General features: G+C 65.4%; 20 protein-coding genes and 1 tRNA gene. 16 read left to right on the forward strand and 5 right to left on the reverse strand.

Going from position 1 to position 18,198, the window contains the following annotated elements; genetic code table 11:
* Positions 1-109: 109 nt before the first annotated feature.
* The 4 genes from NH448_RS08840 to NH448_RS08855 are packed head-to-tail and all read left to right on the forward strand — an operon-like array spanning position 110 to position 1,566.
* On the forward strand, positions 110-499 hold the full coding sequence (locus NH448_RS08840; protein WP_253028671.1) for a hypothetical protein: 390 nt from the start codon (positions 110-112) through the stop codon (positions 497-499).
* Entirely contained in the window at positions 496-723 is a 228-nt protein-coding gene (locus NH448_RS08845) for a hypothetical protein (RefSeq protein WP_253028672.1), read from the forward strand. Before NH448_RS08840 ends, NH448_RS08845 begins: the two co-directional genes overlap by 4 nt.
* A gap of 40 nt (positions 724-763) precedes the next feature.
* Positions 764-1,315, forward strand: a complete 552-nt coding sequence (locus NH448_RS08850; RefSeq protein ID WP_253028673.1) for an HNH endonuclease — start codon at positions 764-766, stop codon at positions 1,313-1,315.
* 17 nt (positions 1,316-1,332) lie between these two features.
* Positions 1,333-1,566 carry an AlpA family phage regulatory protein gene (locus NH448_RS08855; RefSeq protein WP_253028674.1) on the forward strand — a complete coding sequence of 78 codons (234 nt, stop codon included), beginning with the start codon at positions 1,333-1,335 and terminating at the stop codon, positions 1,564-1,566.
* Here the strand turns inward: NH448_RS08855 and NH448_RS08860 are convergent.
* Both NH448_RS08860 and NH448_RS08865 read right to left on the reverse strand, forming a co-directional pair.
* Complete coding sequence (locus NH448_RS08860; protein ID WP_253028675.1) at positions 1,535-2,779, reverse strand: integrase arm-type DNA-binding domain-containing protein; 1,245 nt, start codon at positions 2,777-2,779, stop codon at positions 1,535-1,537. The genes NH448_RS08855 and NH448_RS08860 overlap by 32 nt on opposite strands.
* Positions 2,780-2,941: 162 nt before the next feature.
* Positions 2,942-3,018: transfer RNA gene (locus tag NH448_RS08865), tRNA-Arg, on the reverse strand.
* Between the two features lie 169 nt (positions 3,019-3,187).
* On the opposite strand from NH448_RS08865, the gene NH448_RS08870 reads away from it, so the two are divergent.
* Positions 3,188-4,138 (forward strand): methyltransferase domain-containing protein, encoded by a 951-nt coding sequence (locus NH448_RS08870; RefSeq protein ID WP_083970609.1) that lies wholly within the window; start codon positions 3,188-3,190, stop codon positions 4,136-4,138.
* Positions 4,135-5,127, forward strand: coding sequence for a methyltransferase (locus tag NH448_RS08875; protein WP_045994527.1), 993 nt, complete (start codon positions 4,135-4,137; stop codon positions 5,125-5,127). Before NH448_RS08870 ends, NH448_RS08875 begins: the two co-directional genes overlap by 4 nt.
* Before the next feature lie 28 nt (positions 5,128-5,155).
* Here the strand turns inward: NH448_RS08875 and greB are convergent, their stop codons facing one another.
* On the reverse strand, positions 5,156-5,701 hold the full coding sequence (greB, locus tag NH448_RS08880) for a transcription elongation factor GreB (protein WP_083970608.1): 546 nt from the start codon (positions 5,699-5,701) through the stop codon (positions 5,156-5,158).
* Positions 5,702-6,022: 321 nt separating this feature from the next.
* Here greB and NH448_RS08885 point away from each other — a divergent pair, with 321 nt between their 5' ends.
* The 7 genes from NH448_RS08885 to NH448_RS08915 all read left to right on the forward strand — a co-directional run bounded on the left by NH448_RS08885 (position 6,023) and on the right by NH448_RS08915 (position 11,856).
* Complete coding sequence (locus NH448_RS08885; protein ID WP_239452605.1) at positions 6,023-6,721, forward strand: hypothetical protein; 699 nt, start codon at positions 6,023-6,025, stop codon at positions 6,719-6,721.
* Between the two features lie 135 nt (positions 6,722-6,856).
* The gene (locus NH448_RS08890; protein ID WP_045994526.1) at positions 6,857-7,483 is read left to right on the forward strand and encodes an NUDIX domain-containing protein; all 627 of its coding nucleotides are present in this window, start codon (positions 6,857-6,859) and stop codon (positions 7,481-7,483) included.
* A 1-nt stretch (position 7,484) separates the two neighbouring features.
* Positions 7,485-7,934 (forward strand): DUF1249 domain-containing protein, encoded by a 450-nt coding sequence (locus tag NH448_RS08895; RefSeq protein ID WP_045994525.1) that lies wholly within the window; start codon positions 7,485-7,487, stop codon positions 7,932-7,934.
* 35 nt (positions 7,935-7,969) lie between these two features.
* Complete coding sequence (locus NH448_RS08900; RefSeq protein ID WP_045994524.1) at positions 7,970-8,707, forward strand: metallophosphoesterase; 738 nt, start codon at positions 7,970-7,972, stop codon at positions 8,705-8,707.
* 112 nt (positions 8,708-8,819) lie between these two features.
* Entirely contained in the window at positions 8,820-9,776 is a 957-nt protein-coding gene (gene cysD, locus NH448_RS08905) for a sulfate adenylyltransferase subunit CysD (RefSeq protein ID WP_045994523.1), read from the forward strand.
* Between the two features lie 126 nt (positions 9,777-9,902).
* On the forward strand, positions 9,903-11,330 hold the full coding sequence (cysN, locus tag NH448_RS08910) for a sulfate adenylyltransferase subunit CysN (RefSeq protein ID WP_045994522.1): 1,428 nt from the start codon (positions 9,903-9,905) through the stop codon (positions 11,328-11,330).
* 280 nt (positions 11,331-11,610) lie between these two features.
* A complete protein-coding gene (locus NH448_RS08915; RefSeq protein WP_253028676.1) occupies positions 11,611-11,856 on the forward strand; it encodes a Rho-binding antiterminator in 246 nt (81 codons plus the stop codon).
* A gap of 125 nt (positions 11,857-11,981) precedes the next feature.
* Here the strand turns inward: NH448_RS08915 and cmoB are convergent, their stop codons facing one another.
* Together cmoB and cmoA are read right to left on the reverse strand one after the other, a co-directional pair.
* Positions 11,982-12,986 carry a tRNA 5-methoxyuridine(34)/uridine 5-oxyacetic acid(34) synthase CmoB gene (gene cmoB, locus NH448_RS08920; protein WP_045994520.1) on the reverse strand — a complete coding sequence of 335 codons (1,005 nt, stop codon included), beginning with the start codon at positions 12,984-12,986 and terminating at the stop codon, positions 11,982-11,984.
* Positions 12,983-13,720, reverse strand: a complete 738-nt coding sequence (gene cmoA / locus NH448_RS08925; protein ID WP_045994519.1) for a carboxy-S-adenosyl-L-methionine synthase CmoA — start codon at positions 13,718-13,720, stop codon at positions 12,983-12,985. Before cmoA ends, cmoB begins: the two co-directional genes overlap by 4 nt.
* A gap of 127 nt (positions 13,721-13,847) precedes the next feature.
* Between cmoA and pgi the strand changes: the two genes are divergently transcribed.
* From pgi to parE, 3 genes are all read left to right on the forward strand, one after another.
* Entirely contained in the window at positions 13,848-15,515 is a 1,668-nt protein-coding gene (pgi, locus tag NH448_RS08930) for a glucose-6-phosphate isomerase (protein ID WP_045994518.1), read from the forward strand.
* An 85-nt stretch (positions 15,516-15,600) separates the two neighbouring features.
* Positions 15,601-16,239, forward strand: a complete 639-nt coding sequence (locus tag NH448_RS08935) for a YqiA/YcfP family alpha/beta fold hydrolase (RefSeq protein WP_045994517.1) — start codon at positions 15,601-15,603, stop codon at positions 16,237-16,239.
* A gap of 55 nt (positions 16,240-16,294) precedes the next feature.
* Positions 16,295-18,175 (forward strand): DNA topoisomerase IV subunit B, encoded by a 1,881-nt coding sequence (parE, locus tag NH448_RS08940; protein ID WP_045994516.1) that lies wholly within the window; start codon positions 16,295-16,297, stop codon positions 18,173-18,175.
* Positions 18,176-18,198: the final 23 nt, after the last annotated feature.

The raw sequence follows: 18,198 nt of genomic DNA on the forward strand, positions 1-18,198 counted from the left end.
GCCAGCTTCCGATATGAGCTGATGGAGTCGGTCAAGGCGCCGTTCCGCCCACACATACAAGGCGTCTTCGCTGTCTGGCTGGAGCGCCAGCAGGCCGAGGGAGGTGGCGATGAGTGACACCATGCTGCTGGGCGTTTTGCGGGCCCCTGTCGATGACCGGGGCGACGTACAGGTAATGCAACTGGTCGCCTGCGCAGGCGAGGCCGCCTACAGGATCGAGCGGGATGCCGCCGAGCTGGAGCGGCTCCGTGAGACGGCATCCCTGACAGGGATCAACCGCGTCCGCCTGGCATCCAACGAATACCTCAACGCTGATGGGGCCGTTCGGCAGGTCGACCAGATCGAGGTCCACGTGATGGATATGTGGCTCCGAAAGGACATCACGTGTGCCCGTGACGTTCATCTCGCCGAACGACTGGCCGATGATGCCGGCCTGGTGCTGGAGGATGCTCGAAACATCGCCGACGCCGGGAGGCTGAAATGCAGAAACCACGAATGAGCAGACAGAACGTCAACGGCATCATCTACTGGCGGTGCATGGGCTACCCCACGCTGAACGGCGAGGCGATCACAGGCACCGGCGAGACACCCAGGGAGGCATGGCGGGACTACTGCCATCGGTTCTACGACTACGTGCTGCTGGAGCATCGGAGCCAAATAGCTCGCCAGGCCCGCGCCGATGTTCTTCGAAGCCTGCCAGGCCTCATGAATCCCGGACCATAACCGCCGCCCTCGAGGCGGCTTTGTTTTGCGCGGAGGGTGTATGCAGAAGGCTTATATTCCTGCAGAAGCGGTCGAGCGCTTCCACTCCAAGTATCAGATCAACCCTCGCACCGGCTGCTGGGAGTGGACGGATGCGCTCAGCTCCCGAGGCGGATACGGCAGGATCAAGTACCGCGGCGAAGCCCATAGGGCGCACCGCGTCTCGTACATGATCCACAAGGGGGCGATACCAGATGGCATGGTGGTCTGCCACCAGTGTGACAACCCGGCGTGCGTCAACCCTGACCATCTTTGGCTCGGCACGCATATGGACAACAACCAAGACATGATCAAAAAGGGGCGGGGCAGATACCCCGGCCACCAGGGCGAGGCAAACCCAAGAGCCACATTAACGAGGCGAAAGGTCCAGCAGATCATCCATCGCATGATGGCTGGCCAGAACAACAAGCAAATCGCCCAGGCCTTTGGCGTCTCGCATGCAACAATCAGCCTGGTCAGGCGCGGAAAGATATGGACGGACGTGCCTCGACCCGATCACCCGGCATTCAGCCGATACGCCGCACTCAAGGCCGCCAGCAAGGCGGCTTCTTAGTTTTCAGGAGGTGACAAATGGCAGAACCAGCAATTCAGCGGCCTCTCCGCTTCCTCAAAAGCCGAGAGGTCTGCCAGAAGATCGGTCGAGGCAGGTCATCGCTCGACACGCTGCGCAAGACCGACCCCGACTTTCCGCAGCCCATTGCTGACGGGGAAGGGCGGTCGGCAGTGCTCTACTGGTACGAACACGAGATCGAGGACTGGATGGCAAAGTGGGCTAGCCAACGGCGTCCCGAAGACGACGCTTGAACGCCTGCTGCATATCGCTCGTCATTCCTTCCTCCAGCGCCTGCAGATAGTCGGCGTACCATTGCATCATCTCCCGCCTGTGCTTGATGTACGACGCCTGGTTGTACGTCCCTTCCAGCCCCTGGGGCTTGTGTGCCAACTGCATCTCTGTCCACGCCAACGGCCAGCCGTGCTCGCTCAGCAAGGTCTTGGCCGTGTGGCGGGCACCATGCCCCGTCATCTTCCCCTTGTATCCCGCCCGATCGAAGCACCGGTTGATCGCCGCATCGGAGATCACCGGCAGCTTTGCCCCGTCTCCAGCGAACACATATCGAAAGCGCCCGGTCTTAGGGCGTATCTCCTCCAAGGCTTCGACAGCCTGGCGTGGCAGCGGCACCGTGTGCCCGCGGCGCATCTTCATCTTCTCTGCCGGGATGTGCCATAGATCGCCGTCCAGCTCACTCCACTCCATCCAGCGAACCATGCCTGGGCGCGATGCCGTCCAGAGCACCATCCAGGCCGCGGTGCGCGTCGAGTGGCGGCTGCCGGTCAGCCGCAAGGCCCGCAGGAAGTCGGGCAGCTCGTCCTCGAACAGGTGCGGCCTGGGCTTTGACTTCGGCGCCGGGGCGGCAATGTCGTTCAGATTCGAGGCAGGATTGTTCTCGCAGTAGTCATGCGCGATCGCGAAGTCGAATATCCGCCGCAGGAAGGCACGGGACTTCTCCGCGATGTTGAATGCGCCCCGATCCTCGATGGAGCGCTGCACCTCTATGCAGTCGCCTCGGGAGATGGCGGCAATGTCCTTCTCGCCCAGGCGGGGCAGGGCGTCATTGTCGAGCCACGACCGAATCTTGGTCATCGTGCGCTCCGACCGGCCTTGCGCCTCTTTGTGCTGCCGCCACTCCTCGGCCACTATGCCGAACGTCCGGACGCTGGGCTTGCCGCGGCGCACCTCTACCGGGTCGAGCCCATCGGCCACCAGCGAGGCCACCTCGACGGCCTTGGCCCGCGCAGCCTTGGCTTTGACGTCAGGGTAGGAACCCAGGCCAAGCCAAGCCCATTTGCCGTTGGTCGGCTTCTTGTACCGCACTTCCCAGCGCTTGCGACCGGAAGGGGAGACGACGAAATATAGGCGATCCACGCCGTAGGATTCCCGGTACTCTTTCGCCTCGGGCTCGAGTGTCGAGAGCACGGTATCGGCCAGCGGGCGCCGCTTGATGGCGGAGCGCTTCATGTATGGCATCCATGTATGGGGAATTGCCACCATACAGTAGACCATACAAGAAACCATGCAATAGGAATGCTTAGCTTTGGGAAGCCTTGGGGTGTAGATTCAGGCGGGGCGGGGCTTTGCGGAGTGTTGCGAGGAAGGAATGGGGAGCGTTGAATGCGCCGATGGCGCCCTCTGCAGGATTCGAACCTGCGACCTGCCGCTTAGGAGGCGGCTGCTCTATCCTGCTGAGCTAAGAGGGCGTTGGGGCGGCATTATAAGCGGCTGACTCGCCAAGATAAACCCGCAGTTGGCAAGGAAGGTGGCTGGGACGGTGGCAGGGAAGCTGATCCGGGCGGGTGTCAGCGCTGGCCTGGCTCGGTAGAATGCGCGCCACGGCTCTTTGTTATCCACACCTGTCTGGCGTTTTCGATGTCTCAACACCCCACGAGTGACGCTGCCGTCACTCCCGCTGCTGCTTCTGTTGCTGCTTCTGATGCTGCCGCTTCTGTTGCTGGTCATGCGTCAGGCGGTACGCCGCTGTCTGTTCATGGTGATCGTCACTTCGATGGACTGGCGGACAAGTTTTCGGCGTCGCTCTACGGGCACCTGCGCGGCGAGCTGCGCCTGTCATTGCTGGACCGTCTGCTGCCGGAGATGCTCGATCTCGATGGCCAGCCGGTGCTGGACGTGGGCGCGGGGCTCGGTCAGCAGGCCCAGTGGTTCCTCGAGCGTGGGCATGCGGTGACGCTGGCCGAGCCCGCCGGTGAAATGCTCGACCGGGCCCGGGAGGCGATCGACGCCCAGGGTGTCGAGACGTCCCGGGTTCGCTATCTGACGTCGCCGCTGCAGGACCTGGCGAGTGAGGCCCCTGGGCCCTGGCCGCTGGTGGTGTGCCACGCGGTGCTGGAATGGCTGGGCGACCCCAGGGCGGCCATCGATCGCCTGGCTGCGCTGATGGCGCCGGGGGCTCAACTGTCGCTGATGGTGTTCAATCGCGACGCCCTGCGGCTGTCCAACGTTGTAAAGGGCAACCTGGACAAGGCGCTGGAGGACCGGCTCGAGGGCAAGGGGCAGCGCCAGCGACTGACGCCGATCTCGCCGCTGACCCATGACCAGGTGATGGCCTGGACCGAAGAAGCCGGGCTTCGTTGCGAGGGCGTGGCGGGTATCCGGGTGTTCCACGACTACCTGCGTCGCCCGCCCCAGGACGACGAGGAACTCGACAAGCTGGTGGCGCTGGAGCACGCCTATTGCCGCCTGGACCCCCACTGGCGGCTGGGCCGCTATCTGCTCTATACCTTCCGCCGTCCGGCCGACCCCGAGGAGCGTCCATCGCCGCGCGACGGCGGCGCTGACACCCGTGAGGAGACCCCGACATGAGTGCCGAAACCCCGGTGTGCCAACTGCTCGAGCGTCAGGACGCCGACTATCGCGGCTGGTGGTGGGTGGCGCCGCCCCGGGATGGCTGGCTCGAGCAGGGCGAAGGGACCCTGATCAGCGCCGATGTGTCGGTGCGCGCTGCATGGCAGGCCCAGGGGCGCCCGGCGCTGTCTCCGTTCTCGCCCGAGGCTTCGCCGCCGCCGGGGGTGGTGCTGTTCTGGCCCAAGTCCCACGCCCTGGGGGAGTGGTGGCTGTTGTGGCTGTGTCAGGTGTTGCCCGAGGGCACGCCGATGCAGCTGGTGGGCGAGCACCAGGGCGGCATCAAGCGGGTGCTCAAGGTGCTGGCGGCCCTGGGCATGGGCTGTCGCAAGCTCGACAGCGCCCGGCGCTGCTCGCTGTTCGCGACTCGCTCGGCGCCCCAGCCCCTCGACCCGGAAGCGGTGTGGACGCGTTTCGAGGCCGCAGGCTTGACGCTGGCAAGTCATCCCGGCGTCTTCGGACACGGAAAGTTCGACGAGGGCACCGGGCTGCTGATCGAGCAGCTAGAGACCGCCTTGCCCCGGGGCCAGGTGCTCGACATGGGCTGCGGTGACGGCATTCTGGCGGCCTGGATGGCGCAGCAGGGGCGTGATGTCACCGCGGTGGATGTCAGCGCCTTTGCGGTGGAAGCGACCCGGCGCTCGCTGGCGGCCAATGGGCTCCAGGGCGAGGCGCTGGAAAGCGACGTCTACTCGGCGCTGGCGGATCGTCGCTTCGACGCCATCGTCTCGAATCCGCCGTTTCACCAGGAGCGCTCCATCGACTACGGCCCGGCGGCCCGTCTGATCCAGGAGGCGCCGCAGCATCTGACGCCGGGCGGGCAATTGATCCTGGTGGCCAACGCCTTCCTGCCCTACGCAGATCCCCTGGAGAAGGCCTTCGGCGGCTTCGAGATCCTGGCCGACAATGGCCGTTTTCGGGTCTACCGTGCCCGCCTCGCCAGGGGCTAGGTACCAGCCGGGCTAGGCGTCTGTCGGGCTAGGTGTTCTGACCCGGCGTGCGGTAGTGGATCTCGGTGATCAGCCAGGTGGTCTCCCCGCCGGGGGCGGCCACCGTCACTTCGTCGTCCAGCGACTTGCCCAGCAGCGCCTTGGCCAGCGGCGCGTCGACGCTGATCCAGCGCTTGCTGGTGTCGGTCTCGTCGTGGCCGACGATGCGCACTGACATCTCTTCGCCGTCTTCGTCCTCCAGGGTGACGAAGGCACCGAAGAACACCCGATCGGTGTCCGCCGGCAGGCGGTCCACCACCTGCAACTCATCTAGCCGTTTGGTCAGGTAGCGAATGCGGCCGATGACCCGGTTGAGTTCCTTCTTGTTGTAGGTGTAGTCGGCGTTCTCGCTGCGGTCGCCAAGGGCCGCCGCCTCGCCGACCTTGGCCGATAGCTGCGGTCGCTTGACCCGGCTCAGGTGGTCGAGAATGCCCCTCAGGCGCTCGGCACCTTCCAGGGTGATCAGGTTGCTCTTCGGTTCCTGACGGGGATCCTTCGCCGGGTCACGCCAGCGAGTCATGTTGCGGCCTTTCATGGCGATCCTCGGTGAGTCGTTGAATCAGACAAGGTCCACGAGGGTGCCGCGACTTGGGTCAGGTCGCAAGCGCTTTGGGTGGCGGGGGAAAGGTCATGGGAGCGAGGCAGTGAGCGGTCGACGAAGAATGCGACTGGCGAATAAATCAAACGTTCGTTACATTTCGGGGAGGGCGCCAGAACGCGTGTGGCTTTCCGTATCGGGTCACAACGCCAGGGTCAGTGCTCGGCCTGATCGCTTGGCCTGACTGCGCACTACGGCCGCCCACCATGACCACCCAGCATCAGGGTGCATCACAATAACAGTATCCGGAGCCGCCAAATGTCACGAACTCTGTTTTCCGCCTCGCCTGATGTTCCATCTACCGCGTTGCGTCGACGCCCGCGTCGGCTCTTAGCCACGACGGCGCTGACGCTTGTCACCCTGTCCGCCTGCCTCGCCAGCGGCGTGGCGCTGGCCTGGCAGGGTGAGGTCGACCAGCTCAAGAACCGCTGGGAAAGCGTCACCACCTCGAGCGCCTTGTCGGCCCAGGAGGCCCCCTTGACGGCATTGGCCGCCGAGGCCCACGAGCTGAGCTCGGCCAATCCCAACGTCAGCGAGCTGCTGGTGTGGGAGGGCATCATCGAGGCGTCCTTGGCCAAGGCCAAGGGCGGGCTCGGCGCGCTGGACAACGCCAAGGCCGCGCGGCGGGCGCTGGAGCGGGCCATCGCACTGGACGCCAACGGTCTCGATGGCTCGGCCTATGTGACCCTGGGGGCGCTGTATGACCGTGCTCCGGGCTGGCCGGTGGCCTTCGGTGATGACGACAAGGCCGAGGAAATGTTCAAGCGCGCGCTGACGATTCGCCCCGGCGGTATCGACGTCAACTACTACTATGCCGCCTACCTGGCCGACGAGGGACGCGACGCCGAGGCCCGCCAGCACGCCGAGAAGGCCATCGCCGGTGCGGTTCGCGCCGGACGCGAGGCCTCTGATCAGGCGCTCAAGGCCGAGGCGCGCGCCCTGCTCAACGAGCTCTGATCAGGCGCTCGACGAGCTCTGACCCGCGCCGATTTCCCTGTCGTTTCCCGCCTTGACAGGAGGCCCCACCTGGACTCGCCTTGTGGGGCCCCTGACCGATCCGGATAATGGGCCGATCTGTCTGCGGAGGTCCCCATGCCGGAAACGAGCAACATCGATGCCCCCTTTACCGCCCAGGACGTCGAACTGGTGTCACGCGATTGCCTGCACCAGGGCTTCTTTCGTCTGGACAAGCTGATCTTCCGCCATCGCAAGTTCGAAGGTGGCTGGAGCGAGGCGGTGGTGCGCGAGGTGCATAGCCGGCACGACGCCGTGGGCGTCATGCTCTATGACCCCGAGCGCGACAGCGTGGTACTGGTGGAGCAGATCCGTGCCGGTGCAATGGAAGACGCCCACACCCCGTGGAAGCTCGAGTGCGTGGCCGGACTGGTCGACAAGGACGAGTCTGCCGAGGAAGTGGCCCGTCGCGAGGCCCTCGAGGAGGCCGGTTGCGAGGTCGGGGACCTCATCTTGCTGCATAGCTACTATCCTAGTCCGGGTGCCTGCGACGAACGTGTGACGCTTTTCTGCGGTCTCGTCGATACCAGCGGACTGGGTGGGGTGCATGGCCTGGACGAAGAGCACGAGGATATCCGCGTCCATGTGTTGCCATTTCATCGTGCCTGGGAACTTCTCAATCAAGGGAGACTCGATAACGCCATGTGCCTGATCGGCTTTTACTGGCTGGCCGCCGAACGGGCGTCTTTGAGAGCAAGGAGGTAGCGTGACCCAACGCAGCGCCTACGTCACCGATCTGCGCACGTTGCAGAGCGAGTGCACGGCCAACTACATCCGCCTGACGCGCCTGCTGGGCGAGCTGGAAGAGGGCGAAAGTCGCGAGGTCGAACTGCTCAACGGCGAGCGTCGACTCGGTGCCCTGCGTCTGCATGTCGAAGAGCTGGCGCCCTATACCAGCATCATTCGCGTCAGCCAGGAGGGTATCCTCGACGGCGTCATCGACAGCCCGCGCATGCGCGTGCATCTGTATCACGACGTGCGCATGGCCGAGGTCACCGACTTTCAGCGCCGGCGCCACTTCGATGGCCGCTACCGCTATCCCAACGCGCATATGCACCAGCCCGACGAGAAGCTGCAGATCAATCGCTTCCTCGGCGAATGGCTCGATCACGGGCTGGCCCACGGCCACTCGCTGGATCTGCCGCAGTTGCCCTGAGCCGGTTCGCCGTTGCCGCCCGTCGAGAGATCTCCATGCGCCTGATCCAGATTAGCGATTGCCACCTGTACGCCGACCCGATGGCGCGCTCGCGCCGAGGCCTGCCCGCCCATCAGCTGGAGGCGGTGGTCAAGGCGGTGGACGCCGACCGCCCGGACCTAGTGCTGGTCACCGGTGACATCAGTCAGGATGAGTCCGAGGCCGCCTACCGGCTCGCTACCGAGCGATTGAGCGAGCTCGACTGCCCCTGGTTCTGGATTCCCGGCAACCACGATGACGTGGCGCTGATGGGCGCCGAGCGGGACATCCTGCCCGAGGTCGAGGCCGGCCACTGGCGGCTTCTGCAGCTCGATACCCAGCTTGTCGGCGAGGCCTCCGGGCAGCTGGGAGAAGAGGCCCTGGCCGCGCTCGGCGCGCGTCTGGCCGAGGACGATCGCCCGACCCTGATCGCCATGCACCATCCGCCGCTGGCGGTGGGCAGCGCCTGGATCGACGCCCTGGGCCTGGTAGATGCCGACGGCTTCTGGGAGGTGCTGGACGGCTATCCCCAGGTGAAGATGGTGCTGTGCGGTCATGTGCATCAGGCCTTCCATGGCGGGATGTCCCTGGCCCATGGACGGGTCGACGTCTATGCCTGTCCCTCCACCTCTGACCAGTTCCTGCCCGGCAGCGAGGACTTCGCCGTGGACGAGGCGTCGCGCCCCGGCTACCGGGTGGTGGAGTTGAAACGAGAGGGAGAGTGGCAGACCTGGGTGGAGCGCGTCGATATCTAGGAGTCTTACGCTTGGTTCTAAAAAGATAGTTATTAATTCTTTTACGTTATTACTCGCCCCGCAGTATCCTCGCTGACATCTCCACTTTTCCCGTCATGCGAGGTGTCCGGCCATGACCAGCCTTTCCGCACCAGCCCGTGAGCGCGCCGCCCAGGCGTCGCTCACGCCGAAGCGACTGACCCACCTCAAGCAGCTCGAGGCGGAGTCCATCCATATCATCCGTGAAGTGGCCGCCGAGTTCTCGAACCCGGTGATGCTCTACTCCATCGGCAAGGACTCCTCGGTGATGCTTCACCTGGCGCGCAAGGCCTTCCATCCTGGCCCGCCGCCGTTCCCGCTGATGCACGTGGACACCACCTGGAAGTTCCGCGAGATGATCGCTTTCCGCGACCGCATGGCCAAGGAAGCGGGCATGGAGCTGATCGTCCACACCAACGAGGAAGGGCGTGCCGCCGGCATCAACCCCTTCGACCACGGCTCCAGCGGCTATACCGACGTGATGAAGACCCAGGCCCTCAAGCAGGCGCTGGACCAGTACGGCTTCGACGCCGCCTTCGGTGGCGCCCGCCGCGACGAGGAGGCCAGCCGTGCCAAGGAGCGGGTGTTCTCCTTCCGCGACCGCCACCACCGCTGGGATCCCAAGAACCAGCGTCCGGAACTGTGGAATCTGTACAACGCCCGCATCAACAAGGGTGAGTCGATCCGTGCCTTCCCGCTGTCCAACTGGACCGAGCTGGATATCTGGCAGTACATCTACCTCGAGAACATCGACATCGTGCCGCTTTACTTCTCCGCCCCGCGCCCGGTGGTGGAACGCGACGGCATGCAGATCATGGTCGATGACGAGCGCCTGCCCCTGGCCGAGGGCGAAGAGCCCGAGCAGAAGTGGGTGCGCTTCCGCACCCTGGGCTGCTACCCGCTGACCGGTGCGGTGGAGTCGAAGGCCCAGACCCTGCCGGAGATCATCCAGGAGATGCTGCTGACCCGTACCAGCGAGCGCTCCGGCCGTGCCATCGATCATGACCAGGCCGGCTCCATGGAGAAGAAGAAGCGCGAAGGCTACTTCTGACGCCGGCACCGACCGCACGCAGCCACGCGCCTTGCTCCGGCCGACAGTGATCGGGAGCGGGGACGCAGATGACAGATCAAGGGCCCGGCGTCCAGCACGACGTCGGGTCACCATCAGGGGTACAGCATGTCTCACCAGTCCAGTCTGATTGCTGATAACATCGAGCAGTATCTGCACGAGCACGAAAACAAGGACCTGTTGCGGTTCATCACCTGCGGCAGCGTTGATGACGGCAAGTCGACCCTGATCGGTCGCCTGCTGCACGATTCCAAGATGATCTTCGACGACCAGCTGGCGGCCATCACTCAGGCCTCCAAGACCAAGGGCACCACCGGCGAAGAGGTGGATCTGGCGCTGCTGGTCGACGGTCTGCAGTCGGAGCGCGAGCAGGGCATCACCATCGATGTGGCCTATCGCTTCTTCTCCACCGACAAGCGCAAGTTCATCATCGCCGACACCCCGGGGCACGAGCAGTACACCCGCAACATGGCCACCGGTGCCTCCACCGCCGGCCTCGCGGTGATCCTGATCGACGCCCGTTATGGCGTGCAGACCCAGACCCGTCGTCACAGCTTCATCGCCGACCTGCTGGGCATCCAGCATCTGGTCATCGCGGTCAACAAGATGGACCTGGTCGACTACTCCCAGGCGCGCTTCGACGAGATCGTCGCCGACTACCGCGCCTTCGCCGAGCAGCTCGACGCCAGCGACATCCACTTCGTGCCGCTGTCGGCGCTCAAGGGTGACAACGTGGTCGATCGCGGCGAGCGCCTCGACTGGTACCAGGGCCCGGCGCTGCTGGAGCTTCTGGAGACCGTGGAGGTCAGCCGCGACCAGAACCTGAGCGATCTGCGCTTTCCGGTGCAGTACGTCAATCGCCCCAATCTCGACTTCCGCGGCTACGCCGGCACCCTGGAGGCGGGCATCCTGCGCCCCGGCCAGGCGGTCAAGGCGTTGCCGTCCAACAAGCTCAGCCGGGTCGAGCGCATCGTCACCTTCGAAGGCGATCTTGACGATGCCTACCCGGGCCAGGCCATCACCGTGACCCTGGAAGACGAGATCGATATCTCGCGTGGCGACTGGCTGGTGGCGGCGGACGCCGACATCACCCTGTCCAATGCCTTCGACGCCGACATCGTGTGGATGCACGACGACGCCCTCGAGCCTGGGCGTCAGTACGATATCCGCATGGCTGGGCGTGCGGTGGCAGGCCACGTCGACGCCATCCACTATCAGGTCGACGTCAACAGCCTGGAGCGTCATGGCGCCGAGCGACTCGAGCTCAACGCCATCGCCCGCTGCCGGGTGGCGCTGACCGCCGAGGTGCCCATCGATGACTACGCGCGGGTGCCTGGCACCGGCAGCTTTATCGTCATCGACCGGCTGACCAACGTCACCGTGGGCGCCGGCATGATTCGTGGTGCGGCCAGTGTCGAAGGCGGCGCTGCCGAGCAGGTCGACTGGGCCGGCTTCGAGCTGGAACTTAACGCCCTGGTGCGCAAGTACTTCCCCCACTGGGAGGCCAAGGACGTGCGCGAGCTGCTCAAGCGCTGACGTCCGCGACCGGCTTCACCATCGTTGGTTCGCTGCAACAGCGGCCCCTGCGCTACGGCGCAGGGGCCGCTGTCAGATGAGCACTGAAAGAGCACAGTAATAGCGGCGTCTCAGTGGCCTGGTTGAATCAGAATACTAGTGCTTTTCGATGGGTTTAACTCCAACTGCGCAGCCAGATGGTGGCGGGCTGGTGCCTGGGCTAGACCAAAGGCAGGATGCGTCGCGTGTGACGTCATGACGACGTCTTCCATTCCCCCACGGAAGCAGGGAGGGCACGAACATGGTGGCCTGCCATCTCTATGACAATATCGAAATCGCCTGCCTGTACCATTTTCCGGTCAAGCTGTCGCTGCGAGACGGTGACGAGAAGCACGGCGAGGCACTGGATACCGCCTTCAACGAGGATCGCGAGGAGTGTCTGTCGCTGAAGACAGAGCGCGGCGAGCGCATGATAGTGCTCTACGACATTACCCGCATGGAAGTGCTGGTCGACAACCCCCATTTCATGGTGCTGGACTTCGTCTGACGCGAATCCGCCACTGACATAGCCCCTGACACCGCCCCTGACACAGCCCCTGACGACGACGCCCCGCTGACCGGATCAGCGGGGCGTCGCGTCTTATGGGGGCAGGGGGGGCAGGGGGTACGGGATCAGGCTGGGCGCGTCGCGATCACGACGGCCCGACGTGGGGCCGGGTGTCCCTCGCGGGTCAGGTGGGGGCGCTCAGGGTCCAGGAAGTCACCCAGCGACTGAAAGGTCATCCAGTCGGTGGAGCGCTGCTCCTCCAGGCTGGTGGGGGCTTCATCCACCACCCGAACGTCGCAAAAGCCGACCTTCTCGAGCCAGCCCACCAGGGCGCGCGACGACGGCAGGAAGTAGACATTGGGCATCGCCGCGTAGCGATCGCCCGGCACCAGCACCCGGGTCTCGTCGCCTTCCACCACCAGCGTCTCGAGTACCAGTTCGCCGCCCCGACGCAGGGCGTCGCGTAGCTGCATCAGGTGGTCGAGGGGGGAAGGGCGGTGGTAGAGCACGCCCATGGAGAACACGCTGTCGAAGAAGCCCAGGCCCTGGGGCACATCGTCGATGCCCACCGGCAGGAAGTGGGTACGCCCGCCGTCGGCATCGCCGACGAAGTGCTTGACCGCCTGGAACTGCCAGTAGAAGCGCGGTGAGGGATCGATCACCAGCACGAAGTCGGCACCGGCGCCGGCCATGCGCCAGGCGTGATAGCCGTTGCCGCCACCCACGTCGAGCACCCTTCGACCGCGCAGCGGCGACAGGTGCGGCGCCAGCCGCTGCCACTTCCAGTCCGAACGCCACTCGGTATCGATCGCGATGCCTGCCAGCCGGTACGGGCCCTTGCGCCACGGCATCAGCGCGCGCAGCAGGTTCTCGCTCTGGCGACGACGGCTGTCATCAAGCTCCAGCTCGACCGTGACCTCGTCGCGATCGAGCTGGACATGGCGCTTGTCGGGCAGCGCCGGCAGCTTGGCCACCGCCTTCTCCCAGGCCGGCAGGTCGCCGTGACGCTGGCGGTCGAGGCCACGGGCGAACTGCTCGGGCAGGCGGGCAAGCCAGTCGCCCATGCCGGCGTGGCGGAAGGATTGCTCGAGAAAGGCGCGGTACACATCGCGCTGATGCTCGGGAATCATTTGAAGGCCACCATGGAGGCGAAGTTCAGATACTGAAACCAGGTCAGCGAGCGCGCAAAGCCTACCCGCGCCAGGCGCTGGTGGTGCTGCTCCAGGGTGTCGGGCACCAGCACGTTCTCCAGCGCGTTGCGCTTCTGGCTGATCTCCAGGTCGCTGTAGCCATTGGCACGCTTGAAGTCGTGATAGCGCTCCACCAGCCAGGCATTGTCCTGTTCGTCACCGGCCTTGATCTTCTCCGACAGGATCAATACACCGCCGGGCTCCAGCGCCTGGTAGAGCTTCTCGAGTACACCGTCGCGGTCTTCCGGGGCCAGAAACTGCAGCGTGAAATTCAACACGATCATGCCGCTGGGACGGTAGTCGAGGTGGCGGATGTCGCCTTCGATCACCTCGATGGCGTGGTCGGGGCACTCGTGCTCGAGGGTCTGGCGGGCGCGCTCGACCATCGCCGGGGACAGGTCTACCCCGGTCAGGCTGAAGGCGTCCTTGGGTAGCTGGCCGGCCAGCGCCAGGCCCACGGCGCCAAGCGAGCAGCCAAGGTCATAGACGTGGGCGCCGTGGCGCAGGTGGCGCTCGGCGATCACCCCCAGCATGCCGAGGATCTGGCCATAGCCGGGGACCGATCGGCGAATCATGTCGGGGAAGCAGGCGACGACTCGCTCGTCGAACGAAAAGCGCGCCACCTTGTCCAGGGGTGTGGAAAAGATGGCGTCACGGTAAGATGCGTCACTCATGGATTGCCAGTGTTGTCGGGCTCGGGGGGAGTGATTGTACGCGCCCCGCGGTCAGGCTGCACGATGAGGCTTGCCGTCGCCGTTCGGCCCAGCTTTGCCCACCAGACAGGGCCCAAGGAGAGGAATCATGCCATCGATCGATCAAACGCCGGCCTGGCAGGCGTTGAAGCAGAAGGCACAGGAAGTCGGCAAGCGCCACCTGTGCGACATGTTTCGCGAGGATGCCGGGCGATTTGCCACCTTCAGCCACGAGGCTGCGGGGCTGAAACTCGACCTGTCCAAGCAGCGCTGGGACCAGCAGACCCTCGAGGATCTGCTGGCGCTGGCCGACGAGGCCGGCGTGCCCGACGCCATCCGTCGGCTGCTGGCCGGTGAGCGGGTCAACGTCAGTGAGGACCGTCCTGCGCTGCATACCGCGCTGCGTCTGCCGCAGGATGCGTCTCTGGTGGTCGAAGGCGAGGATCTGGTGCCGGCGGTGCACGCCACCCTGGACAAGATGGCGACCATGGTCGAGCGCTTCCATTCCGGCCAGTGGCGCGGCGCCACCGGCAAGCCGATCCGTGACGTGGTCAACCTGGGGGTCGGGGGCTCCGACCTGGGGCCGCTGATGGTGACCCACGCCCTGGCCGACTATCGCCCGGCGGATACCCATCCGGTCGAGGTCCACTTCGCCTCGACCATGGACGGCTCCCAGTTGGTCGACTACCTGATGCGCTTCGACCCCGAGACCACGTTGTTCGTGCTGTCGTCGAAGTCCTTCACCACCATCGATACCCTGTCAAACGCCAACACCGCGCGGGACTGGCTGCTGTCCCGGCTGGTCGAGGCGCGCCAGGAGGGCGTGGATCGCGAACTGGTGCTGCGCCAGCACTTTATCGGTGTCTCGGCAAGCCCGGACAAGATGGCCGAGTGGGGCATCGCCTGCGACCACCAGCTCGAGTTCTGGGAGTGGGTCGGCGGGCGCTACTCGCTGTGGGGTGGCATCGGCCTGCCCATCGCCCTGGTCATCGGCATGGACGGCTTCCGCGACTTCCTGGCCGGCGCCCACGCCATGGACGTGCACTTCCAGAAGGCGCCGCTCGAGGACAATCTGCCGGTGCTGCTGGCGCTGGCCGGTATCTGGAACAACAACTTCCTGGATATCCGTGCCCACTCGATTCTGCCCTACGACGGACGCCTGGAATACTTCGCTGCCTACCTCGAACAGCTCGAGATGGAGTCCAACGGCAAGTCGGTGACCAACGACGGCGATATCGTCGACTACTCCACCTGTCCGGTGCTGTGGGGCCAGCTCGGGCCCAACGCCCAGCACGCCTTCTACCAGTTGCTGCACCAGGGCACCCAGGCGGTGGAGTGCGACTTTATCGCGCCGCTGGCCCGCTACGATGACGTCGAGGATCCGGCCACCCGCGAGCACCTGATGGGCCAGCACCGGCTGACGCTGGCCAACTGCTTCGCCCAGTCCCGTGTATTGATGCTCGGAGACGACGCCATCGCCGATGACGGTCCCAGGCCCGAGCACAAGCGCTATCGTGGCAACCAGCCCTCGACCACCCTGCTGCTGGAGCGGTTGACCCCGCAGACCCTGGGCGCGTTGATCGCCCTCTACGAGCACAAGGTGTTCGTCCAGGCCACCATCTGGGGCATCAATCCCTTCGACCAGTGGGGCGTTGAACTGGGCAAGAAGATCGCCAACGAGACCCGTGACATCATCGAGGGGCGCCAGGGCCTGGAGGCGATGGATGACTCCACCCGTGGGCTGATCGAGGCCACCTGGCAAGCCGCGCGGGACTGATGGCCGTTGGCATGCGTGATGGCGACAGCGCCCCTGCAGGCGCAGGGGAGGGTCGAAAACTGGCCATTTATACAGGTTTTCCGTTATGCTGAGCCCATCAACAGCGTCGAGTGCTGCCGCAGCGAGCGGCGTGCTCTACCTGCATGGATTCAATAGTGCCGGCGCCTCGCCCAAGGCGCGGCTGATCAAGGCCGCCTGTGCGGAGCTGGGGCTTCCCTGCGAGACCCCGGACCTGTCCTCGCAGGCGGCCGACGCCCTGCGGCTCGCCGAATCGCTGTTACCCCGGCTGGGGCCCAGCCCGATGCTGATGGGCAGCTCCATGGGCGGCTTTCTGGCCACGGTGCTGGCAGAGCGCCATGAGCTGCCGGCGGTACTGGTCAATCCGGCGGTGCGACCGGCCAGGCTGGTCGACACCATGCTCGGCGAGAGCTTCGTCAACGCCTATACCGGTGAGCGCTTCGTGGTCGGGCAGAGCCACCGTGACCAGATCGCCGAGATGACGCCGGAGGTGGTGGCCCCCGGGCGCTATCTGCTGCTGCTGGTGACCGAGGACGAGACGCTGGACAGCGCCGACGCCTTCGCCGCCTACCGCGGGGCCAAGGCGATCCTGCATCCCGGCGGCGAGCACGGCTTCAATGCCCTGGCCGACTACCTGCCGGCGGTGTTCGCCCACGGCGGTCACGCCCTGGCGCCCGGGCGAGTGGCGCCGGTACCGGCCGAGTGAGCCGTTCAGTCGACGGCGCAAAGACGATCCCAGTCATCCTGATGATGGACCACGCATGACCCAATACAGTGCCAGTTCGATCGAGGTGCTTTCCGGGCTGGAGCCCGTTCGCAAGCGCCCCGGCATGTACACCGACACCTCCCGCCCGAATCACCTGGTCCAGGAGGTCATCGACAACAGCGTCGACGAGGCGCTCGCCGAACACGCCAACGAGATCCGCGTGGTACTGCGGGACGACGGCGGCATCGAGGTGACGGACAACGGTCGCGGCATGCCCATCGACGTTCACCCGGAGCACGGGGTGTCGGGGATCGAGCTGATCATGACTCGGCTGCACGCCGGCGGTAAGTTCTCCTCGTCGAGCTACCGCTTCTCTGGCGGCCTGCACGGGGTCGGGGTGTCGGTGGTCAACGCCCTGTCGCGACGCCTCGAGGTCGAGGTCCTGCGCGACGGCGAGCGCCACGCCATGGCCTTCGAGCACGGCGACAAGGTCGAGGACCTGCACGTCATCGGCACCGCGGCCAAGCGTGCCAAGGGCACCCTGGTGCGCTTCTGGCCGGATACCAGCTACTTCGATAGCCCCAACCTGGCGGTAGGGCGGCTCAAGCACCTGCTGCGGGCCAAGGCGGTACTCTGCCCCGGGCTCAAGGTGGAACTGGTGGAAGCCGACGGCACCGCCACCACCTGGCAGTTCGCGGACGGTCTGCGCGACTATCTGGCCCAGACCACCGACGGCTACGAGGTGCTGCCGAGCTCGCCCTTCGTCGGTCACTTCGCCGACGATGAGCAGGGGGTGGACTGGGCGATTCAGTGGTTGCCCGAAGGCGGCGACTCGCTGATGGAAAGCTACGTCAACCTGATCCCCACCGCCCAGGGCGGCACCCACGTCAACGGCCTGCGCTCGGGGCTGCTCGAGGCACTCAAGGAATTCTGCGAGTACCGCAGCCTGCTGCCGCGCGGGGTCAAGCTGACCGCCGAGGACCTGTGGGAGCGGGTCGCCTACGTGCTGTCGGTAAAGATGCTCGATCCGCAGTTCGCCGGCCAGACCAAGGAGCGGCTGTCGTCACGCACCGTGGCGGGCTTCGTCTCCGGCGTCGTCAAGGACGCCTTCTCGCTGTGGCTCAACCACCACGTCGACCAGGCCGAGGCGCTGGCCGAGCTGGTGATCAGCGCCGCCCAGCGGCGCCAGAAGAGCTCGAAGAAGGTGGCGCGCAAGAAGGTCACCTCCGGCCCGGCGCTGCCCGGCAAGCTGGCCGACTGCAGTGGCCAGGACCCTGCCTTGAGCGAGCTGTTTCTGGTCGAGGGTGACAGCGCCGGGGGCAGCGCCAAGCAGGCGCGCAACCGCGAGACCCAGGCGATCCTGCCGCTGCGCGGCAAGATCCTCAACACCTGGGAGGTCGATTCCCACGATATCTACGGCTCCCAGGAGGTCCACGACATCGCCGTGGCCATCGGCGCCGATCCGGCCAGTGCCGACCTGTCCAAGCTGCGCTATCACAAGATCTGCATCCTCGCCGATGCCGACTCCGACGGGCTGCACATCGCCACCCTTCTGTGCGCGCTGTTCGTGCGCCACTTTCCGTCGCTGGTCGACGCCGGCCACGTCTTCGTCGCCATGCCGCCGCTTTACCGCATCGACCTTGGCAAGGAGGTCTACTACGCCTTGGACGAGAGCGAGAAGGCGGCCATCCTGCGCAAGCTGGAAGGCAAGCGCGGCACCCCCAACGTGCAGCGCTTCAAGGGCCTTGGCGAGATGAGCCCGCTGCAGCTGCGCGAGACCACCATGGCGGTAGAGACCCGGCGGCTGGTACAGCTGACCCGGGAGGAGGGCGACGGCACCATGGAGATGATGGACATGCTGCTGGCCAAGAAGCGCGCCTCGGACCGCAAGAGCTGGCTCGAGGACTACGGCAACCTGGCGGATATCGAAGTGTGACGGGCCGCCATCGCGGTGACTTG

Source organism: Halomonas sp. OfavH-34-E (assembly GCF_024124525.1).
Taxonomy (GTDB): domain Bacteria; phylum Pseudomonadota; class Gammaproteobacteria; order Pseudomonadales; family Halomonadaceae; genus Halomonas; species Halomonas litopenaei.